Below are 17,317 nucleotides of genomic sequence, written 5' to 3' on the forward strand. Positions count from 1 at the left end.
GTGCTTTTTTTAATAAAGTAAGAGAAAATTGATTGTCTGAATGAAAAGAAGGGAGTATGTTTAAAGCAAAGATATTCCACCGAAGAAAAGCCGTCTGCTGCTTTCATGCTGCTTGTGGAATGAAAAAACGGAAAAAAGGAGTGCTGGTGGGGATGCGCATAAAAAATGTTTACCTTTATGTACTCGACACAATGGCTGACTGGGAATATGGATATCTAACGGCTGAGCTGAACACGGGAAGGTGTTTTAAAAAAGACATAATGCCGTTAAAAGTAATCACTGCCGGAGCGGATAAAGAAAAAGTCACTACGATGGGTGGAGTGAGCATACAGCCGGAGTTGTCTTTTGATGAATGTTCGTTTGAAAGGGACAGTCTTTTCATTCTGCCCGGCGGAGATACATGGGGAGAAGAAATTCACGAGCCTGTTCTGAGAAAAGTCGGGGAAGCGATGGAGGCCGGCGCTGTCATTGCAGCTATCTGCGGAGCTACAGTTGGCCTTGCCCGAATGGGATATCTGGATACAAAAAGGCATACAAGCAATGATCTGGAGTATCTTCAAATGGTCTGTCCGGATTATAAAGGAGAAGCACTGTACGAAACGGAACCGGCTGTGACGGATGGGAATGTTATTACTGCCTCGGGAATAGCCCCGCTGGAATTTGCGAGAGAAGTGCTGAAGAAACTGGACGTGTTTACACCAGACACGCTGGATGCATGGTACCACCTCAACAAAACACATCGACCGGAATACTATTATCAGTTAATGAAAGCGACGAGCTGAATGTCAGCAAGTCTTTTTTATAAAAGACTTAATTTTCTGAACATTTAGAGTATAATAGTATTGCATTATGTTAAAAATAGAAAAGAGAGGTTGGTGTAATGATGGGTAAAACAGCTGTTATCACAGGGTCAGGACAGGGTATCGGCCGGGGGATCGCACTTCGGCTGGCGGGTGACGGATTTAATATTGTTATCAGTGATATTGATGAGAGCAGGGCAGAGGACGTCGTCCAGGAAATTAAAAATGCTGGTGGACAGGCCGTTTCAATTAAAGCAAATGTAACGAGCAAATCTGACATTCACCATCTTGTGCAGCAGAGCGTTCATGAGTTTGGAAGTGTGGATGTGTTTGTGAACAACGCCGGCATTGACCAGGTTGCTCCCTTATTAAATGCAACAGAAGAAGATATTAATACCATTTTCAATGTTAATGTAAACGGAACAATATATGGCATCCAGGAAGCAGCCGAGCAGATGAAAAAACAGGGAGGAGGCAAAATTATTAATGCCTGCAGCATTGCCGGCCATAAAGGATTTGCTCTTCTCGGCGTTTATTCGGCAACGAAATTTGCGGTGCGCGGACTAACCCAGGCCGCCGCCCAGGAGCTGGCACCGGAAAAAATTACGGTCAACGCTTACTGCCCGGGAGTCGTCGGTACCTCGATGTGGGAACGGATTGATGCCAGACTGGTCGTGGAGATGGGACTGGCAAGCTCCGGAGATGCCTTTAAAAAATTCACGGAAGGTATAGCACTTGGACGGGCCCAGACCCCGGAGGACGTTGCAAATTTTGTATCCTACCTGGCGTCATCAGACTCCGATTACATGACCGGCCAGTGTGTGCTTATTGATGGCGGGATTCTGTACAACTAATAAAAAAGAAGCGTGAATCGGTGACTGAGCCGATCCGCGCTTCTTTTCTATTATAATCCCATAGAAAGATACTTTGTTTCTAAATAAAGAGCGATTCCTTCGCTTCCGCCTTCACGACCGAGGCCGCTTTCTTTCATGCCGCCAAATGGTGCTTCCGCAGCTGACGGAGCGCCGTCGTTCCAGCCGACAATGCCGTAATGAAGACGCTCGTGCAGGTAGTGCCCGGTACGATAGTTTTCCGTGAAAAAGTAAGCCGCCAGCCCAAACGGTGTATCATTGGCCATATCGATCGCTTCATCAAGTGTAGAGAAGGAAACGATAGGTGCAACCGGACCGAAGGTTTCCACATGCATAATGTCCATGGAGCGGTCTACGTTGGTTAGTACCGTTGGGTGCACGAAGTAGGTGCCGGCTTCCGCATCTTCCTCGTAGCGGGCACCGGTGAGAACAGATGCGCCTTTTGCTTTTGCATCTTCAATCTGGCCTTTTACTTTTTCAAAGCCCTGGGCATTAATAAGCGGTCCGATATCGGTTCCTTCTTCTAAGCCGTTGCCAACCTGAAGAGCCTCCGCTTTTGCTGCAAGTTTGGCTGCATATTCTTCAAGCACGTTTTCCTGTACGAAAATACGATTGGCGCAGACGCACGTCTGGCCGGCATTGCGGAATTTAGAAGCCATCGTATGCTCGACAGCAAGATCAATGTCCGCGTCCTCTGCTACGATAAGCGGAGCATGTCCGCCAAGCTCCATTGATACATGTTTAACCGTATCTGCGCTGTTTTTAATTAACAGCTTGCCGACAGGAGTGGAGCCGGTGAAAGTAATTTTTCGTATGAGCGGGCTGCTCGTAAATACTTCCCCGATTTCTGCCCCGTCCCCGTTTACAAATTGAAGCACATCTTCCGGAATACCGGCTTCATGTCCGAGACGCACGAGCTCCATTGCCGTAAGCGGCGTATTTGGAGCCGGCTTAATAACAAAGGTGCAGCCTGCTGCAAGCGCCGGAGCGGCTTTTCTCGTAATCATAGCCGCCGGGAAATTCCATGGAGTGATGGCAGCGACCGGGCCGACTGCTTCCTTTGTCACATATAAACGTTTGTTGGCAGCACCGGGAAGGGTTTTGCCGAATACGCGGCGCGCTTCCTCCGCGTAGTATTCAATATAGTTTGCCGCATATACGACTTCGCCGCGCGCTTCTTTTAACGGTTTTCCATTTTCCTGTGTAATAAGAGAAGCAAGCATGTCCTGGTTTTCCAGAATAAGCTGATGCCATTTTTTCAAAAGGCCGGCACGGTGGGAAGCAGCCTGGCGGGACCAGGCGGGAAACGCTTCGTGAAGACGTGCTACAGCAGCCTCGACCTCTTGTTTGGAATGAAGCGGAACCTCCCGGACAGCTTCTCCGGTGGCAGGATTTTTAATTGTAACAGTGGATGACATACATAACTCCTCCTTCATCTTAGTACTTTTCATTATCCCGTTATTTGGTCGGATAAAAAGAACCAAATTAAAAATATTTATGGTACCAGAAAAAACCGCCGGTCTATAAACCGGCGGGTGGGGTGATGATTTACTTTTCGGATTGATTATAGGCCTTTAGATCGGAACGACGAAGCGAAAAACCCTGGAATCCGAAAGGAGGACGAGGATCGGTAAACACCCGGCCTTCGTTGGAGCTGGTTTCCTCTACAATTAACTCCCAAGTCCGGTTGTTTGATTCAAAGGAGACTTCAGCGAGCTGTGGAAAACGCTCAAGCACGCGCAGGCCGATGTAATAAATCAGGCTCTGAATGCTCGGGGAATTCAGTTCGTGAAAAAGTGTGCGGGCAATGCCTGCTACCTGTTCGGAGCTGACGTAGTTCTTCAGGTAATCGCGGCTGTCTTCATAAATCCAGTTAATATCAAGATAAATAAAAAGGGGGCGGTCTGTTGTTTCCGGAAGGGTTGTATATTCGTCTTTAATATATCCCTGAAACGAGCTGCCCTTTACTTTGATTAAATGAAGATCCTTTACGCCGCTCTGCCGGGACACAATCGCATGCTCGTTTTCTTCAGTACGCTCTGTTTCAAGCGATGCCACCGGAAGCTCCCGTTCCTTTTCATCAAACACGAGCGGACTGCTGCGGATGCCGGTTTCATCTCCGATGTCTGTTTCTGTAAACAGCTTCTGGACCGCAGATACGACAATGCCGTCAATATGGCTGTACGTTTCATAAAAACGTCCACTGATATATTCCAAAAATTCTTCCATCGTTGCCCCTTCAAAGCTGCCGGCATGGCGGAGAATAAAATTTTTCATCGAATCCGTTGCAATGACTTTCGAGTTGTCTCCCTCTGAAAAGGAGCTGAAAAAGGCTTCCCCTTTTAAGGCAATTTGAATGTCCATCGCAAAGATAATATTGCTGCGTCCTGTGAAGGAAGATTCAGGAATCGGCTGGATGTTTTTAAGGGGAGAAGCATAGGTACGATAGACAAATACATCGCCTTTTCCATAATACATTGTACGATTTTGATCGTTCTGGTGCTTCACGGCTTCTGTTTTTTTAATTTTCGTTTCCATTAGTATCCCATCCTTTTTTATAGTTAAGAGTTATTATAACGATGATTTCAACATGTAATAAAAAAAGCCGCAGAAAGCCTGTAATGGATTTACAGAGTCTTCGCTGCGGCTTCCTGCCTGCCGTATACGGCAGGGAAACGGCGCTGTAAGCTACCTGCCTGCTGCCGGGTCTGCGTAATAACGCAGCGCCTGACAGCGGCAGATTATGTATGGAGTAGAATAACAGTGCAGGAGGTATTGGTGTCCTGGTCGAAATCTTTGTAAATGGCTTTAACTACGAGGTCAAATTCCGAGGCCAGGATATCCTTGATACGTTGTTTATACTTATGATTCAAAGAAGCATCAATAAACAGCACAAGGTCGGGCCGGTCGGCAAGCGTATCGAGCATCGGTGTCCGGCTGACGGAGGCAAAAATCGTAATCTGACTTTCGGAAAGATCGATCTTCTGGCTCTGCACGCCGTGCTGATAAAACTCTTTATTAATTTCGTTATAGCGCAGAGCCAGCTCTTTCTTGGAAATCTTGAGCATGAGTATCACCTGCTTTACTGCAATTCATGAAAGCATCGTATCATGAGCAGAAAAAGACTACAGTACAATTGTCAGATAACGTGACATTCTTTTTGGAGAAAATGGAAACATAAGCATTAAAAAGCAGGAGCTCTGAGAAGAACTCCTGCTTTTTTACTGTTTATCGAAATAATTCGCTGCGTTATGCAGCGCCTGGTCGGCAAAGCGTTCCAGCACTTCATACGTTACATAGCCGATATGCGGCGTGAGGATAACATTATCGCAGTCGTGAAAGGGGTGCTCGCGAACGGGCTCTTCCTGAAAAACATCCAGGCCTGCGCCTGCCAGGTGACGGCTGCGGAGAAGCCGGGCAAGGGCATGTTCGTCTACAAAAGCTCCACGCGATGTATTAATAAATACAGCTCCCTGTTTCATTAAAGACAGTTTTTCTTCGTTTAGAAATCCTGTCCATTCCGGCGTGAGACGCATATGAAGACTGATCACATTGGACGTGCGCAGTATGTCTTCGAGCGTCATCTGCTCAATGCCAAGTTCTTTTTCAGACCCGTCCCCGCCGGTGGGGCGCCATACTTTCACGTTCATGCCGAGAGCCTGGGCTATACGGGCGGTTTCCTGACCGATGGACCCAAATCCCAATATGCCGAGCTGCTTGCCATGAAGTTCTGTGCCTGTATGCTGAATCCACTGATTACGGCTGAAGGCTTCCTGATGAGCAGGAAATTGTCTCACCGCCCCGATCATCATGCCAATAGTTAATTCAACAACAGAAGTCCGGGAACCTCCGGGAGTGGTTTTAATATCAATCCCTTTTGTTTCCAGTGCTTTCATATCAATATGAGCAACGCCTTTTCCCGTTTGGGAGATCAGCTGCACGTCATGAAGCTCATCAATAACCGATGCCGGCAGGGGGGTGCGCTCCCTGACGAGGATAATGGCTTTTTTCCCTTCCGCAAGAGAAGGGATCTGCTCCGGTTTAACCGGAATCGTAACAGCCTCCAGGTTCCAGCCTTTCTGGTGAAGCATACGGGCAGCGGGGGAGGAGGAATAAATGTTTTCATAATCGCCTAGCACAAGAATATTCAAACAAACGCCTCCTTATTCGATGGGCCTGAGGCCACACCATTCTGCATGAATAAATTCTTTTCTATCCAAAATGTTATATCTAGTATAAGATTCCCCTTTTACACTATCCTTAACCACAGCCGGCCGGCAAAAACAGGTGGGGATATTCCTTTTTTTCCAAATATGGTATGATGTTCTTAATAAAGTATAAATGGTTCGATATGAGAGGATGCTGGCGAGTGATTAATTTATACTCTAAAATCGTTCTGGAGAAACAAGAGCTGGAGGAGCCCTGGGCGGAAAGCATTGGAATCGCGGAACGTGCGGTTCGAAATGGGATTACTACTTTTGTGAACGCTCCTCCCTTCGTTAAGCGGGGAAATGAAAATTTTTCCATGACGCTGGACGAAGAGCAGAAAGAATTCCAGGCGCTGCTTGAAGAAAATAACCTGGACCTTACGGTGCTTCATGCCTACTGTATCCGTTCCCGCAAACGGGTTACAGAGGGAGCTAAGGAGCAGGAGCTTTTGACGGTAAACGAAACATCGTATGTGTATGTCGATTTAAGTGGTTTTTCTTCTGCTGTTTTTGCACAGACCCTTTTAGATCGGCTGCAAAGAGGAAACTATCGGCCGGTTCTGATTTTTCCTGAGTTCACCCCGATGTTTATTAACAACCCGGGATTTCTGCATTATTTCGTTAATCGCGGAGCCGTCAGTATTCTTTCAGCTGAATCCATCCTGCGCATTCATGGGAAAGAAACACAGCAGCTGGCCATAAAGTTTCTGCAGGCTAATCTTTCCCATGGGCTGTCTTCTTCCCCGCGGTCAGCTCTTGAACCATTCCGCCTAAAACAGGCATATGATTACATTGATCTGGAGTTTGGTACAGACTGGACCGGATTTCTGCAGAAAAATGCCGAGCATATTATCGAAGATAAGCCGGCCGTCATGTATGAGCCCGTACCCATGCAGAAAAGCAGAAGGCTTTTTCCATGGGGGAAAGGGTAAGATAAAGTTCCCTCTATTAAAAAGAGAGGACTTTATTTTTTTATTTTATGTCATCCGGTTGACATAAAATAAAGCGGGTACTATACTAAGATCAGAAAACGCTTACAAATAGGGAGTGATGAAATTGAGAGTTTTGGTAGCAGGAATGGTTTCCACTGCTTTACTGCTGTCTGCCTGTGGAAATGAAGCAGAAAGCGATGGCGGCGATAATGAAATTAGTCTATGGGTGCAAACATCGAGTGAAAGTCCTGAAGGACAGGCTATGCAGGGATCGGTGGAAAAATTTAATGAGCAGTTTAAGGGGACGTATACCGCCAACATAGAATTTATTCCACGCGGTGGCGGTGGTGGAGGATACGAAGATAAAGTGAATGCTGCGGTTTCTACCGGAACGCTGCCGGATGTATTAACCCTCGATGGTCCAAATACAGCCGCCTATGCAGAATCAGAAATAATAGCGCCGCTGGACGGAGTCATTTCTAATACAGAGGATTTACTGCCAAGTATCGTGGAGCAGGGAACATATGAAGATGAGATGTATGCGGTGGGGTATTCTGAATCCAGCGTGGGCATCTATTACAACAAGGAAATGCTCGAGCAGGCAGGTGTTGATCTTGAGACCCTGCCAACAGTTGATGAGCCGTGGACATGGGATGAATTTACCCAGCTCTCCGAAAAACTGACCGACTATTATGAAGTTCCTGCTATAGATATGGGACTTAATGACAATAGTGAGTGGCTGATGTACGCTTTTTCTCCATTTTTATGGTCGCAGGGAGGAGAAATTACTTCTGAGGATGGAAGGCAGGCAGAAACTGTATTTAATAGTGAAGCCAACATGAAGGCGATGTCTTTTCTACAGCATATGCTCAATAACGATTATACAACGATTTCTCCTGCTGAAAACGGATTTGAAACCGGTCAGTATCCTATGAAGATGAGCGGCTCCTGGACGATGGAGCAGTTGGACACTAACTATCAGGACATAGATTACGATATCATGCCCTATCCTGTTTCGCCGGACACCGGTGAATTAGTGACTCCAACCGGAAGCTGGCAGTATGCCATGTCCACAGCAACAGAAAATGAGGAAGGAGCCGGCGAATTAATTGACTTTTTAACTTCTACGGAAGCAGTGGTGGATATCAGTCTTGCAAACAGTGTACTGCCATCAAGATATTCAGCTATCGAAGAAATAGAAGATGACGTATCGCCGCAGATGAATACCCTGATTGAACAAAATGAGGCTTCCGGAAAAGCAAGACCCGTACTGCCGGAGTATCCGCAGATTACCCGTTCCTTTCAGCAGACAATAAGCGGTCTTCCTTATTATGAAGACCAAGCAGGCCTGCAGGAGCTGCTGGATGAAAAAGCAAAAGAGATGCAGACTTCATTAGAAAGAAGGGAATAACATGGATCTTACTAAAAAACAGACACGCTTAAAGCGCTGGGAAGGCTGGAAATCCAGTTCTCTTGCGTTTCAGGCACAGCCTTTTTATTTTCTGCTTCCAGCTATTATACTTCTTGGATTGTTTTTATTTCTGCCGGCGCTTTTAACAATTTATTATGCGTTTACCGATTATTATTTATTAACGCCCGACCAGCGTCAGTTCGTTGGATTAAGAAACTTTACGCAGATATTTGGGGATCCGGTATTTTTAAGAAGTCTGCAGAACATCACTATTTTTGTAGTAGGTATTATTATTTTTCAAGTAGGAATGTCTCTCGGGCTTGCTTTACTTATTAATAAACAGCGCAGAGGAAACATCTTTTTAAAAGTAGCTTTTTTCTCTCCTGTGGTCATGTCATTGGTTGTTATATCTGTACTTTGGCTCTATTTGTTAAATCCAACAGATGGGCTGGTCAACTCCATGCTGCAGGCAGTGGGAATCAATGCCCAGCCATTTTTAACCAGCCCGAACCAGGCTATTTACGCTATTATCCTCGTTTCTGTCTGGCAGGGGGCGGGGTATCAGATGCTCATTTTTCTAGCGGGCCTTCAGAATATTCCTGGTGATGTGTATGAAGCAGCCAGGATAGATGGAGCCGGCAAATGGAAAAGCTTTCTGCATGTAACCATTCCTCTGCTAAGACCGACAACGACCTTGATCGTTTTTACCACATTGATTGCAGCATTCAAGCTGATTATTCAGCCGATGATCATGACTCAGGGCGGACCGTTAAATTCAACAATGACACCGATCTATTATATCTATCAGACGGGCTTCACTGATCGGTTAGTCGGTTACTCAAGCGCCATGACAGTAGTGTTTGGACTATTGATTGTCATCGTAACGTTCGTACAGCGCAGATTTGCAAAGGAGGACTTATAAATGAAGAATGTGAAAAAATTAGTAGAATACGTCCTGCTTACACTGCTGGCATTCTTCTTTATTTTCCCGCTTTTGTGGATGGTTTCTTCTTCCATGAAGTCAGAAGAAAGTATTTATCAGGATTTGAACTCCGTCCAGGCTCTCCTGCCGTCTTTTCAGATTACTGAATGGCTGTCTACCTATACAGAACTGTTCAGCCGGTTTGATATTGGCACTTATTTATTTAACAGCGTTTTTTATGCCCTGTTGGTTACGGCCGGAGCAATTGTTGTAAATGCCATGGCAGGATATGCCTTTGCTAAATTCCACTTTAAAGGAAAAAATATCATGTTCAGCCTGCTGCTCGCTATGCTGATTATTCCGGTGGAAACCATTATTATTACCCAGTTTACTATCATTCATAATTTAGGGCTCGTAGATAACCGGCTGGCCGTCATTATTCCCTTGATAGCGAATGCATTCTTTATCTATCTTTTCCGGAATTTCTTTATCGCTGTTCCGGATTCCGTTATTGAGTCGGCAAAGATGGAAGGAGCCGGCCACTGGACCATCTTTTGGAGGATTATGCTGCCGATGTCCAAGCCGGCAGTAGCTACAGTCGGCACACTTGCATTTATTGGAAGCTGGAACGACTATATCTGGCCTTTGATGATTTTAACCGATTCGGATAAATACCCGCTGCAGGTCGCTATAACGAGTATTAATGCGACAGAGCCGGTTTTCATTAATCAAGTGATGGCCATCCTTACCATTTCAACGATTCCATTAATTATTGTGTATATTGTAGCGCAGAAATATCTGCTCCAGGGATTAAGCAGTTCCGGGTCAGGTCAGAAATAATCAAAATTAAATCAATTAGTCAGGGGATAGTTACTATGCAGAAAACGACATACAATCACGAGCAGATGCTTAAAAAAGGACAGGCAGCACTACAGAAAAACACAGGTCAGTTAGAAGATACTGTATACCGGCTCGATTATCATTTCATGGCGCCGTCAGGCTGGCTGAATGATCCGAACGGCTTAATTCAGCATAAAGGAATATATCATTTATTTTACCAGCATCACCCCTACAGCGCAGATTGGGGGCCGATGCACTGGGGGCATGCGACCAGTAAAGATCTAATAACATGGCAGCATGAACCGATTGCCCTTGCTCCTTCAGAAACCTACGAATACGAAGCTGAAAAAACAGAAGTTGGCTGTTTCTCGGGAAGTGCCGTAACAAACGGGGAAGAACTGGTATTGATTTATACCGGTCATGTTGAAGGCGGGGAACCTAAAGAAGTACAGGCAGCCGCTACGTCGTCAGACGGCATTCATTTTACAAAAAATAAGAATAATCCTATTATATCTGGTCCTCCATCAGAATTATCCGATGATTTTCGGGATCCTAAAGTATGGAAGTATGAAAATACGTGGTATATGGTCGTTGGCACGAGCAAAGGTGAAAATGGGGCGGCGGCTTTGTATTCATCAAAAAACCTGGAGGATTGGAACTATGCCGGGACGGTTCTCGAGGGGGATGGAACGCAGGGAGATATGTGGGAATGCCCGGATTTATTTCCGATCGGAGAAAAACATGCGTTAATCGTTTCCCCTATGAATATGGAAAATGGGAAAAATATTATTATCGTTGGGGAGATGGATTATGCCTCGGGTACATTCATACCGGAAACTCTTAAAGAGATAGATGAAGGCATTGATTTCTATGCCGCCCAGACGTTCGCGGACGAGAAAGGCAGACGGATTCTGATCGCCTGGATGGATACATGGGATACCGATTTCCCTACTAAAAAAGAAGGATGGGCAGGGGCCATGACCATTCCGAGGGAAATTACGCTGGACAGCGGTAATCACCCTGTTTTTCTCCCTGTACCGGAGATGAAAGAACTGCGGATAGAGCATGAAAGGCATCAAATTGAAATGCTTAAAGCAGACAGCGTACGGGATATTAATAGCAATAAAAACCTTGCAAACAGTTTTGAGATACAAACGGAAATAAAATGGAAGAAAGAAGAAGGGAAAGGAAGGGTTGGATTTATATTAAGGGCATCAAACGATAGAAAAGAACAGACTTTAGTTTACTATGATATAGAAAAGCAAAAATTGGTTGTAGATACAACAAACTCGGGAGAAAGCGCTCCAGCCCTGCCCTGTGAAATAAGCCTGAAAAGAGAAGACAGCCTGTCGCTTCAAATTTTTATCGACACTTCTTCCATTGAAGTATTTACTGAAGAAGGAGATGCCGTAATAACGAATAGGATTTATCCCAACCCTTCGCATACAGAAGCAGCCCTTTTCACAACAAATACAGATATTATATCGACAACCGTAGATACATGGAATTTAAAAAAAGTTATAAAATAATGAAAAACCCATCAATAGTAAAAAATATTGATGGGTTTTCAGGCTGTTGAAAAAGACAAAAAATAGGTATTTTTATACAAAACCTTTACAGGGGGTGCTTTCCGCAGGCCATGCCTCAGCTAAAGAGGAAAAACGCGGCTTTATCTTCTCCTATGGCTGTTCTGCAGGAGTCACCCCTGTTTATTTTCTTTTTTTCTTTTCATAAAAGACTTTAAAAATATTCGAGGTCATGTATGGTTATACCGTGGATCCTTTATGGAAAGAGACGGGATGACGTGTTTCACTTTTTTCCAAAGGCAGCATGTCTGTAATCTGTTTTTGAAGTATAGCAACAGCAGATTCTGCAATGGTAGAAATAGGCTGGCAGATGGTGGAAAGATGAGGGGCAGTAGTACGTATTGTTTCTGTCCCATCATATCCAATAATTTTCAGTTTTTCAGGGATAGGAATATTTCTTTTATGGGCCTCGCGGAGTACGTTAAGCGCCAGCAGATCGTCGCTTGCGAATATACCGTCTGCATGAGGATGCTCATCAAATACCTGACGTATAATACGATCCTGCTCTACCTGGTCAAACACGCCGGAAATTTCATAAGTGACAGGCTCCTGGCCACGTTTGTTCATCGTATCTTCATATGCTTTTCTTCTATAGTTTGCAGGTGTTTCCAATTCCCCTGGACCGTTAATATGTATAATATATCGGCAGCCGCTCTCCAGAAGTTTCTCCGTGGCCAGCCTCCCGCCCTGGTAATTATCTGAACCAACTACTGGAATATTTTTAGATAAATAATGGTCGATCGCTACAGTTGGAAGCTGATGCTGGTCATAATCAAGGATGCCCCGGTTATAAGTTCCCACAATTACACCATCCACCTGATTGCGGCGCAGCATTTCCCAGTATTTTCTTTCTTTTTCTATATTATTTAAACTGTTGCATATAAGCATTTTATATCCTCTATTGGAACAGTCATTTTCAATTTCTGCAGCTATTTCCCCAAAAAAAGGATTTTTCGTTGTAGGGACAATTAAGCCGATAATGTTAGTTTTTTTATTATAGAGAGAACGCGCCAGATCATTGGGTATGTAATTAATATCTGTCATCGCCTGATAAACTTTATTTTTCGTATTTTCGCTGATATAGCCCCTGTTATTCAATACACGGGAAACAGTTGTTGGAGAAACACCGGCAGCCTTAGCTACATCCTCTATTTTAGGTTTCATCGAAAGCCCCCCTTAACGCTTTGGTCACGTAGTTTTTTCATCAATCAAAAATATCAGGCTGCGAATCCAGCAGACCAACCATCGGTAAAGATAAAGAGGCGCTCTTTGTCTTTTTGTGAGGCCCGGCCTGCGGAAACGTCCGCCTGTATAAGTTATGCATGCATTTATTTTTTCTCCTGAATCTCCGCTTCGAGAATCAGTTCAGCAATTTCTTCGCAGCTGCGGATAAATTCCCGGCCCGTGTAATAAGAGAGGCCAAAGCCGGCTGTCATACCGCCGACTACGGGAACAACCTTTGTAATATTGGCGACACGCTGCTGGCCTTTAAATTTAGCCATGTACTCCAGCACCATCTGTTCGCTGATGTCATCTTCAGAAGAAAGAGCGGCAATCTGGTCGAAGTCTTCCACTTCCTCCTGGTCTTCCTGCATCATTTTCTGGAGCCTTTCTTCTGTGAGCCCGAACTGATCCGACACGTTTTCAATCATTTCTGTTACAACATCCACATCTACTGCCGTATCGAGCACATCTTCATACTCGGCCCCTTTGCCGGCGGCAAGAAATGAATATTTAAAAACAACCCGGTGGGCAGCTTTGGATTTCCGTTTTAAGAACGATTCGGAGTAGGCTTTCGCATTTCGGTAAAAAATATCCTGCTTTTTGGCGTCGAGCCGTTCGGTAACGGCATCATGCAGCTTACCAATACCAAGCTTGGTTTTAGAGCTCGTAAAAACTAATTTGCTGTCGCGGCCGAATACGTCATAAATTAAGTGACGGCGGATTTCGCGTTTCAGCTCGCGACGGCTTTTGTTCGGGTCATATAAGTTGTCGCTTTTTGTGCGCACAAAAATAATCTGGATGCCGTGCTCTTTTGCTTCTTTAAAAAAAGCTTCATCATCACGGTTCAGCTTTGTTTCAAAGCAGCAGAGCAGTACATCAAATGATTCAATGTCGTAGTTGACCCAGTAGTCATCCACCGTATGTTCTTCTATAAGACCACCGTATCCGGGAAGGTCAACAAACAGCATCGTGTCGTCTTCGCCCCAAATATGAGTCGTCACGTTCGTGCCCGGCGTGATTTTCGTATCCGTTTTACGTTCTCCGATCATTGCGTTCATAAGTGCAGACTTGCCGCAGCCGGGCGAACCGAAAAAGCCGATTTTCAACGATGTGCTGAGCTCAGATTCAACCCGTTCAGCAATAACCTCGACCGGTGTATCCTCTTCTACCTGCAGCTCCTGAAACAGCTGCTCCAATTCCTTATCCCATTGATTCTTTCGTTTCACACCCACCATCCAAAACCCCCTTTTTCTCTATTGCAGCGATGGTTTACGATCTTTTTTTGTGGATTTCTGCTTCGAGTATTTCAGAAGCGATCTCCCGGCAGCCTTCAATAGCTTCCCGGCCTGTATAGTACGTTAAGCCAAATCCAAGTCCGGCACCGCCGACAATAGGCACGAGCTTGGAGAAATTTTTGGTTGCTTCTTTTGCGGCATTGTTGGAAAGCCAGTTTGTCATAATTTTCTGGTTGGAGCCTTTCACCATAAAGCGGATCAGCTGTTCATACATTCTCAGCTTGTCTTCCTGTTCGGAAGTGAGCTGGCGCAGACGGCGCTCGGTAATCCCGAACTGGCGGCCGATCTGATTTGTCATCCGCATAACCGCAGGGATATCAATGGCTGCCCCAAGAAAGGGAACGGGTACTGCGCCGCTTCCCGCGGATATGAAGGAATAATACATAACGACCCGGTGCGCCGCTTTCGCTTTTTCTTCAAGAAATAAATCCGAATAAGCTTTGGCATTGCGGTAGTATTTCGCTTTTTTATCGGTATCCAGATGGTCTATGATGGCGAAGTTCAGTTTATCGATGCCAAGCTTTGTGCGGGCGCTTGTGAAGACCAGAACATTATCATCACCAAATACATCATAAATAAGATGCTGGCGGATGTCGCGCTTTAATTCGCGCTTGCTTTTTTCCTCATCATGCAGGGTATCTGTTTTGGTGCGGACAAAGATAACCTGAATGCCTTCCGCGATTGCTTCTTTAAAAAAGTTCTCGTCATCCTGATTGAGCTTTGTTTCAAAGCAGCAGAGCAGGGCATCAAAGGAATCAATTTCGAAGTTCTCCCAGTATTCGCTTACTGTATGTTCTTCATCCAGACCGCCGTAGCCGGGAAGATCCACAAACATAATAGAGTCATTTTCGCCCCAGGTATGGGTAGTGACGTTTGTACCGGGCGTCACTCCGGTATCGGTTTTCTGTTCACCGATGAGCGTGTCCATCAGTGCGGACTTGCCGCAGCCGGGCGAACCAAAAAAGCCGATTTTCAGCGGGCTGTTTAAATCAGCTTCCAGCTTCTGTGCAATCACATCAACAGCTACAGAACTGTTGGTTTCCACCGATTTTAAGTAGTGATCCAATTCCTTGTTCCAGCGTCTTTCGACTTTATCTTTAGCCATAAGAACCTCCCGAAGTCTAGTGTTGTCGTTTATTTTCGTGCCTGCAGCCAGGCCGGATCATAAAGAGACATATTGCATCAAATTTTCCCTAAAGCGGGGCGGCTTAAACCTTTCTATAAAAAAGAGCTGTTCCTTTAGCGGCTATAACGCCGGGAACAGCTCTCTTCCTGATATTATATCATTACTTTGCACATGTCGTTGGTGAAGGCCACCGGGTCTTCTACAGAAAGTCCTTCAATAAGAAGTGCCTGGTTGTATAAAAGGTTCGTATAAAGCGCCAGCTTCTCTTTATCCTGCGTGTAGGCGTCTTTCAGAGACTGGTATACATCATGGTTAATGTTAATTTCGAGCACTTTGTCGGCCTGGACGTGCTGATTTTGATCCGGCATCTGCTGAAGGATTTTCTCCATTTCAATAGATACTTCTCCATCGGCTGACAGGCAGACCGGGTGGGTTTTCAAACGCTTGGAAGCCCGCACGTCTTTTACCTTGCCGGAGAGGAGATTTTTAATTTCTGTAAATAGTTCTTCGTTCTCTTTTTCTTCGGATTCTTCCTTTTCTTTTTCTTCCTCGGATTCAATGCCAAGATCACCGGCAGCTACCGATTTGAATTCTTTATCTTCGTAGCTCATGAGCGTCTTAATGGCAAACTCGTCAATGTCTTCCGTAAAGTAAAGAATTTCGTAGCCTTTGTCGAGAACCATTTCTGTCTGCGGCAGTTTTTCAATACGGTTGTAGGACTCGCCTGTCGCATAGTAGATATATTTCTGGTCTTCCGGCATTCTTTCTACATATTCCGCAAGCGTAACGAGCTTTTTCTCTTTGGAAGAGTGGAAGAGTAGGAGATCTTTTAAATCATCTTTGTTGGCGCCAAAATCCATTTGAATACCGAATTTAAGCTGGCGTCCGAATGACTGGAAGAACGTTTCGTATTTTTCGCGGTCTTCTTTAAGCAGCGTTTTCAGCTGGGTTTTGATTTTGTTTTTAATATTTTTGGCAATCAGCTTCAGCTGTCTGTCGTGCTGGAGCATTTCTCTGGAAATATTTAAGGAAAGATCCTCTGAATCGACAATTCCTTTCACAAAGCCAAAGTAATCCGGGAGCAGGTCTCCGCATTTTTCCATAATCAGTACACCGTTGGAATAAAGCTCAAGTCCTTTTTCGTAGTCTTTCGTATAGTAATCAAAAGGCGTGTTTTCCGGTAGGAAAAGAATCGCCTGATAGCGGACAGCGCCATCCACGCTGAGGTGAATATGCGTCAATGGCTTGTCAAAGCCGTAGTGCTTTTCCTGATAAAACGCTTCATAGTCTGCGTCGGTTAATTCATTTTTATTTTTTCTCCAGATTGGAATCATGCTGTTTACAATCTGTTCTTCCTGTACTTCTTCTGTTTCTTCTTCATTGTCTGCTTTTGGCTGGTGGACAGATACGTCCATTTTAATAGGATAGCGGATATAGTCGGAATACTTCTTAACGATGGATTTAAGCTTATGCTCATCGAGATACTCGTCGTAGTTCTCATCTTCTGTGTTTTCGCGCAGTTTAATGATCACTTCGGTGCCGACGGTTTCTTTTTCAGCAGGTTCAATCGTATAGCCGTCCGCGCCGTTCGACTCCCATTTGTAAGCCTGGCTGCTGTCAGCAGACTTTGTGTAGACCGTGACATAGTCAGCGGCCATAAAAGCAGAGTAGAAGCCAACGCCGAACTGGCCGATAATGTCATGGCCGTCTTTGATTTCATTCTCTTTTTTGAAGGCAAGAGAACCGCTCTTTGCAATAATGCCGAGATTGGCTTCCAGCTCTTCTTCTGTCATGCCGATACCGGTGTCCGTAATAACGAGCTCGCGATTTTCCTGGTCGGTACGGAGCTTAATGTAATAATCATCTTTATTAAACGTGAGCGTATCATCCGTAAGCGCACGGTAGTACATTTTATCAATGGCGTCACTTGCGTTGGAAATCAATTCGCGGATGAAAATCTCTTTCTGCGAATAAATCGAATTAATCATCATTTCCAATAAACGCTTCGATTCGGCCTGAAATGGCTTTGTAGTCATAGTTTATCGTCACCTCGTATGTGTATTTGGCACTCATTGTGTTCGAGTGCTAAAAAGTCTCCTCT

15 protein-coding genes are annotated in these 17,317 nt (G+C 45.0%); 7 read left to right on the forward strand and 8 right to left on the reverse strand.

Annotation, left to right across the window (positions count from 1 at the left end; genetic code table 11):
* Positions 1-152 precede the first annotated feature (152 nt).
* Together ATL39_RS03015 and ATL39_RS03020 are read left to right on the forward strand one after the other, a co-directional pair.
* Complete coding sequence (locus tag ATL39_RS03015) at positions 153-782, forward strand: type 1 glutamine amidotransferase family protein (RefSeq protein ID WP_120192007.1); 630 nt, start codon at positions 153-155, stop codon at positions 780-782.
* A 101-nt stretch (positions 783-883) separates the two neighbouring features.
* Complete coding sequence (locus ATL39_RS03020) at positions 884-1,654, forward strand: acetoin reductase (protein WP_211326968.1); 771 nt, start codon at positions 884-886, stop codon at positions 1,652-1,654.
* Positions 1,655-1,704: 50 nt separating this feature from the next.
* Here ATL39_RS03020 and ATL39_RS03025 read toward each other — a convergent pair whose 3' ends face one another.
* From ATL39_RS03025 to ATL39_RS03040, 4 genes are all read right to left on the reverse strand, one after another.
* A complete protein-coding gene (locus tag ATL39_RS03025; RefSeq protein WP_120191805.1) occupies positions 1,705-3,090 on the reverse strand; it encodes an NAD-dependent succinate-semialdehyde dehydrogenase in 1,386 nt (461 codons plus the stop codon).
* Positions 3,091-3,220: 130 nt separating this feature from the next.
* Positions 3,221-4,210 (reverse strand): factor-independent urate hydroxylase, encoded by a 990-nt coding sequence (gene pucL / locus ATL39_RS03030; protein ID WP_120191806.1) that lies wholly within the window; start codon positions 4,208-4,210, stop codon positions 3,221-3,223.
* Between the two features lie 203 nt (positions 4,211-4,413).
* Positions 4,414-4,740 carry a Na-translocating system protein MpsC family protein gene (locus ATL39_RS03035; protein ID WP_120191807.1) on the reverse strand — a complete coding sequence of 109 codons (327 nt, stop codon included), beginning with the start codon at positions 4,738-4,740 and terminating at the stop codon, positions 4,414-4,416.
* 153 nt (positions 4,741-4,893) lie between these two features.
* A complete protein-coding gene (locus tag ATL39_RS03040; RefSeq protein WP_120191808.1) occupies positions 4,894-5,823 on the reverse strand; it encodes an NAD(P)-dependent oxidoreductase in 930 nt (309 codons plus the stop codon).
* A gap of 218 nt (positions 5,824-6,041) precedes the next feature.
* Between ATL39_RS03040 and ATL39_RS03045 the strand changes: the two genes are divergently transcribed.
* The 5 genes from ATL39_RS03045 (at position 6,042) to ATL39_RS03065 (ending at position 11,514) form a co-directional block, all read left to right on the forward strand.
* The gene (locus ATL39_RS03045; RefSeq protein WP_120191809.1) at positions 6,042-6,812 is read left to right on the forward strand and encodes a CpsB/CapC family capsule biosynthesis tyrosine phosphatase; all 771 of its coding nucleotides are present in this window, start codon (positions 6,042-6,044) and stop codon (positions 6,810-6,812) included.
* 118 nt (positions 6,813-6,930) lie between these two features.
* Positions 6,931-8,223, forward strand: coding sequence for an ABC transporter substrate-binding protein (locus tag ATL39_RS03050; RefSeq protein ID WP_120191810.1), 1,293 nt, complete (start codon positions 6,931-6,933; stop codon positions 8,221-8,223).
* A 1-nt stretch (position 8,224) separates the two neighbouring features.
* The gene (locus ATL39_RS03055; RefSeq protein WP_120191811.1) at positions 8,225-9,145 is read left to right on the forward strand and encodes a carbohydrate ABC transporter permease; all 921 of its coding nucleotides are present in this window, start codon (positions 8,225-8,227) and stop codon (positions 9,143-9,145) included.
* Positions 9,146-9,985, forward strand: coding sequence for a carbohydrate ABC transporter permease (locus tag ATL39_RS03060; protein ID WP_120191812.1), 840 nt, complete (start codon positions 9,146-9,148; stop codon positions 9,983-9,985). It begins immediately after the preceding gene.
* 35 nt (positions 9,986-10,020) lie between these two features.
* On the forward strand, positions 10,021-11,514 hold the full coding sequence (locus ATL39_RS03065) for a glycoside hydrolase family 32 protein (RefSeq protein WP_120191813.1): 1,494 nt from the start codon (positions 10,021-10,023) through the stop codon (positions 11,512-11,514).
* A 237-nt stretch (positions 11,515-11,751) separates the two neighbouring features.
* Here ATL39_RS03065 and ATL39_RS03070 read toward each other — a convergent pair whose 3' ends face one another.
* From ATL39_RS03070 to htpG, 4 genes are all read right to left on the reverse strand, one after another.
* Positions 11,752-12,735 carry a LacI family DNA-binding transcriptional regulator gene (locus ATL39_RS03070; RefSeq protein ID WP_120191814.1) on the reverse strand — a complete coding sequence of 328 codons (984 nt, stop codon included), beginning with the start codon at positions 12,733-12,735 and terminating at the stop codon, positions 11,752-11,754.
* A gap of 164 nt (positions 12,736-12,899) precedes the next feature.
* A complete protein-coding gene (locus ATL39_RS03075; RefSeq protein ID WP_120191815.1) occupies positions 12,900-14,030 on the reverse strand; it encodes a GTPase in 1,131 nt (376 codons plus the stop codon).
* Positions 14,031-14,064: 34 nt separating this feature from the next.
* Positions 14,065-15,195 carry a GTPase gene (locus tag ATL39_RS03080; protein ID WP_120191816.1) on the reverse strand — a complete coding sequence of 377 codons (1,131 nt, stop codon included), beginning with the start codon at positions 15,193-15,195 and terminating at the stop codon, positions 14,065-14,067.
* Between the two features lie 173 nt (positions 15,196-15,368).
* Positions 15,369-17,252 carry a molecular chaperone HtpG gene (gene htpG, locus ATL39_RS03085; RefSeq protein WP_120191817.1) on the reverse strand — a complete coding sequence of 628 codons (1,884 nt, stop codon included), beginning with the start codon at positions 17,250-17,252 and terminating at the stop codon, positions 15,369-15,371.
* Positions 17,253-17,317: the final 65 nt, after the last annotated feature.

This window comes from Sinobaca qinghaiensis (assembly GCF_003610495.1).
In the GTDB taxonomy this organism is placed as follows: Bacteria; Bacillota; Bacilli; order Bacillales; family Marinococcaceae; genus Sinobaca; species Sinobaca qinghaiensis.

Bases quoted from the DNA above. Each gene is read 5' to 3' on its own strand.
- ATL39_RS03015 (WP_120192007.1), top strand. From the start codon at position 153: ATGCGCATAAAAAATGTTTACCTTTATGTACTCGACACAATGGCTGAC.
- ATL39_RS03020 (WP_211326968.1), top strand. From the start codon at position 884: ATGGGTAAAACAGCTGTTATCACAGGGTCAGGACAGGGTATCGGCCGG.
- ATL39_RS03025 (WP_120191805.1), bottom strand. From the start codon at position 3,090: ATGTCATCCACTGTTACAATTAAAAATCCTGCCACCGGAGAAGCTGTC.
- pucL (WP_120191806.1), bottom strand. From the start codon at position 4,210: ATGGAAACGAAAATTAAAAAAACAGAAGCCGTGAAGCACCAGAACGAT.
- ATL39_RS03035 (WP_120191807.1), bottom strand. From the start codon at position 4,740: ATGCTCAAGATTTCCAAGAAAGAGCTGGCTCTGCGCTATAACGAAATT.
- ATL39_RS03050 (WP_120191810.1), top strand. From the start codon at position 6,931: ATGAAATTGAGAGTTTTGGTAGCAGGAATGGTTTCCACTGCTTTACTG.
- ATL39_RS03055 (WP_120191811.1), top strand. From the start codon at position 8,225: ATGGATCTTACTAAAAAACAGACACGCTTAAAGCGCTGGGAAGGCTGG.
- ATL39_RS03060 (WP_120191812.1), top strand. From the start codon at position 9,146: ATGAAGAATGTGAAAAAATTAGTAGAATACGTCCTGCTTACACTGCTG.
- ATL39_RS03065 (WP_120191813.1), top strand. From the start codon at position 10,021: ATGCAGAAAACGACATACAATCACGAGCAGATGCTTAAAAAAGGACAG.
- ATL39_RS03070 (WP_120191814.1), bottom strand. From the start codon at position 12,735: ATGAAACCTAAAATAGAGGATGTAGCTAAGGCTGCCGGTGTTTCTCCA.
- ATL39_RS03075 (WP_120191815.1), bottom strand. From the start codon at position 14,030: ATGGTGGGTGTGAAACGAAAGAATCAATGGGATAAGGAATTGGAGCAG.
- ATL39_RS03080 (WP_120191816.1), bottom strand. From the start codon at position 15,195: ATGGCTAAAGATAAAGTCGAAAGACGCTGGAACAAGGAATTGGATCAC.
- htpG (WP_120191817.1), bottom strand. From the start codon at position 17,252: ATGACTACAAAGCCATTTCAGGCCGAATCGAAGCGTTTATTGGAAATG.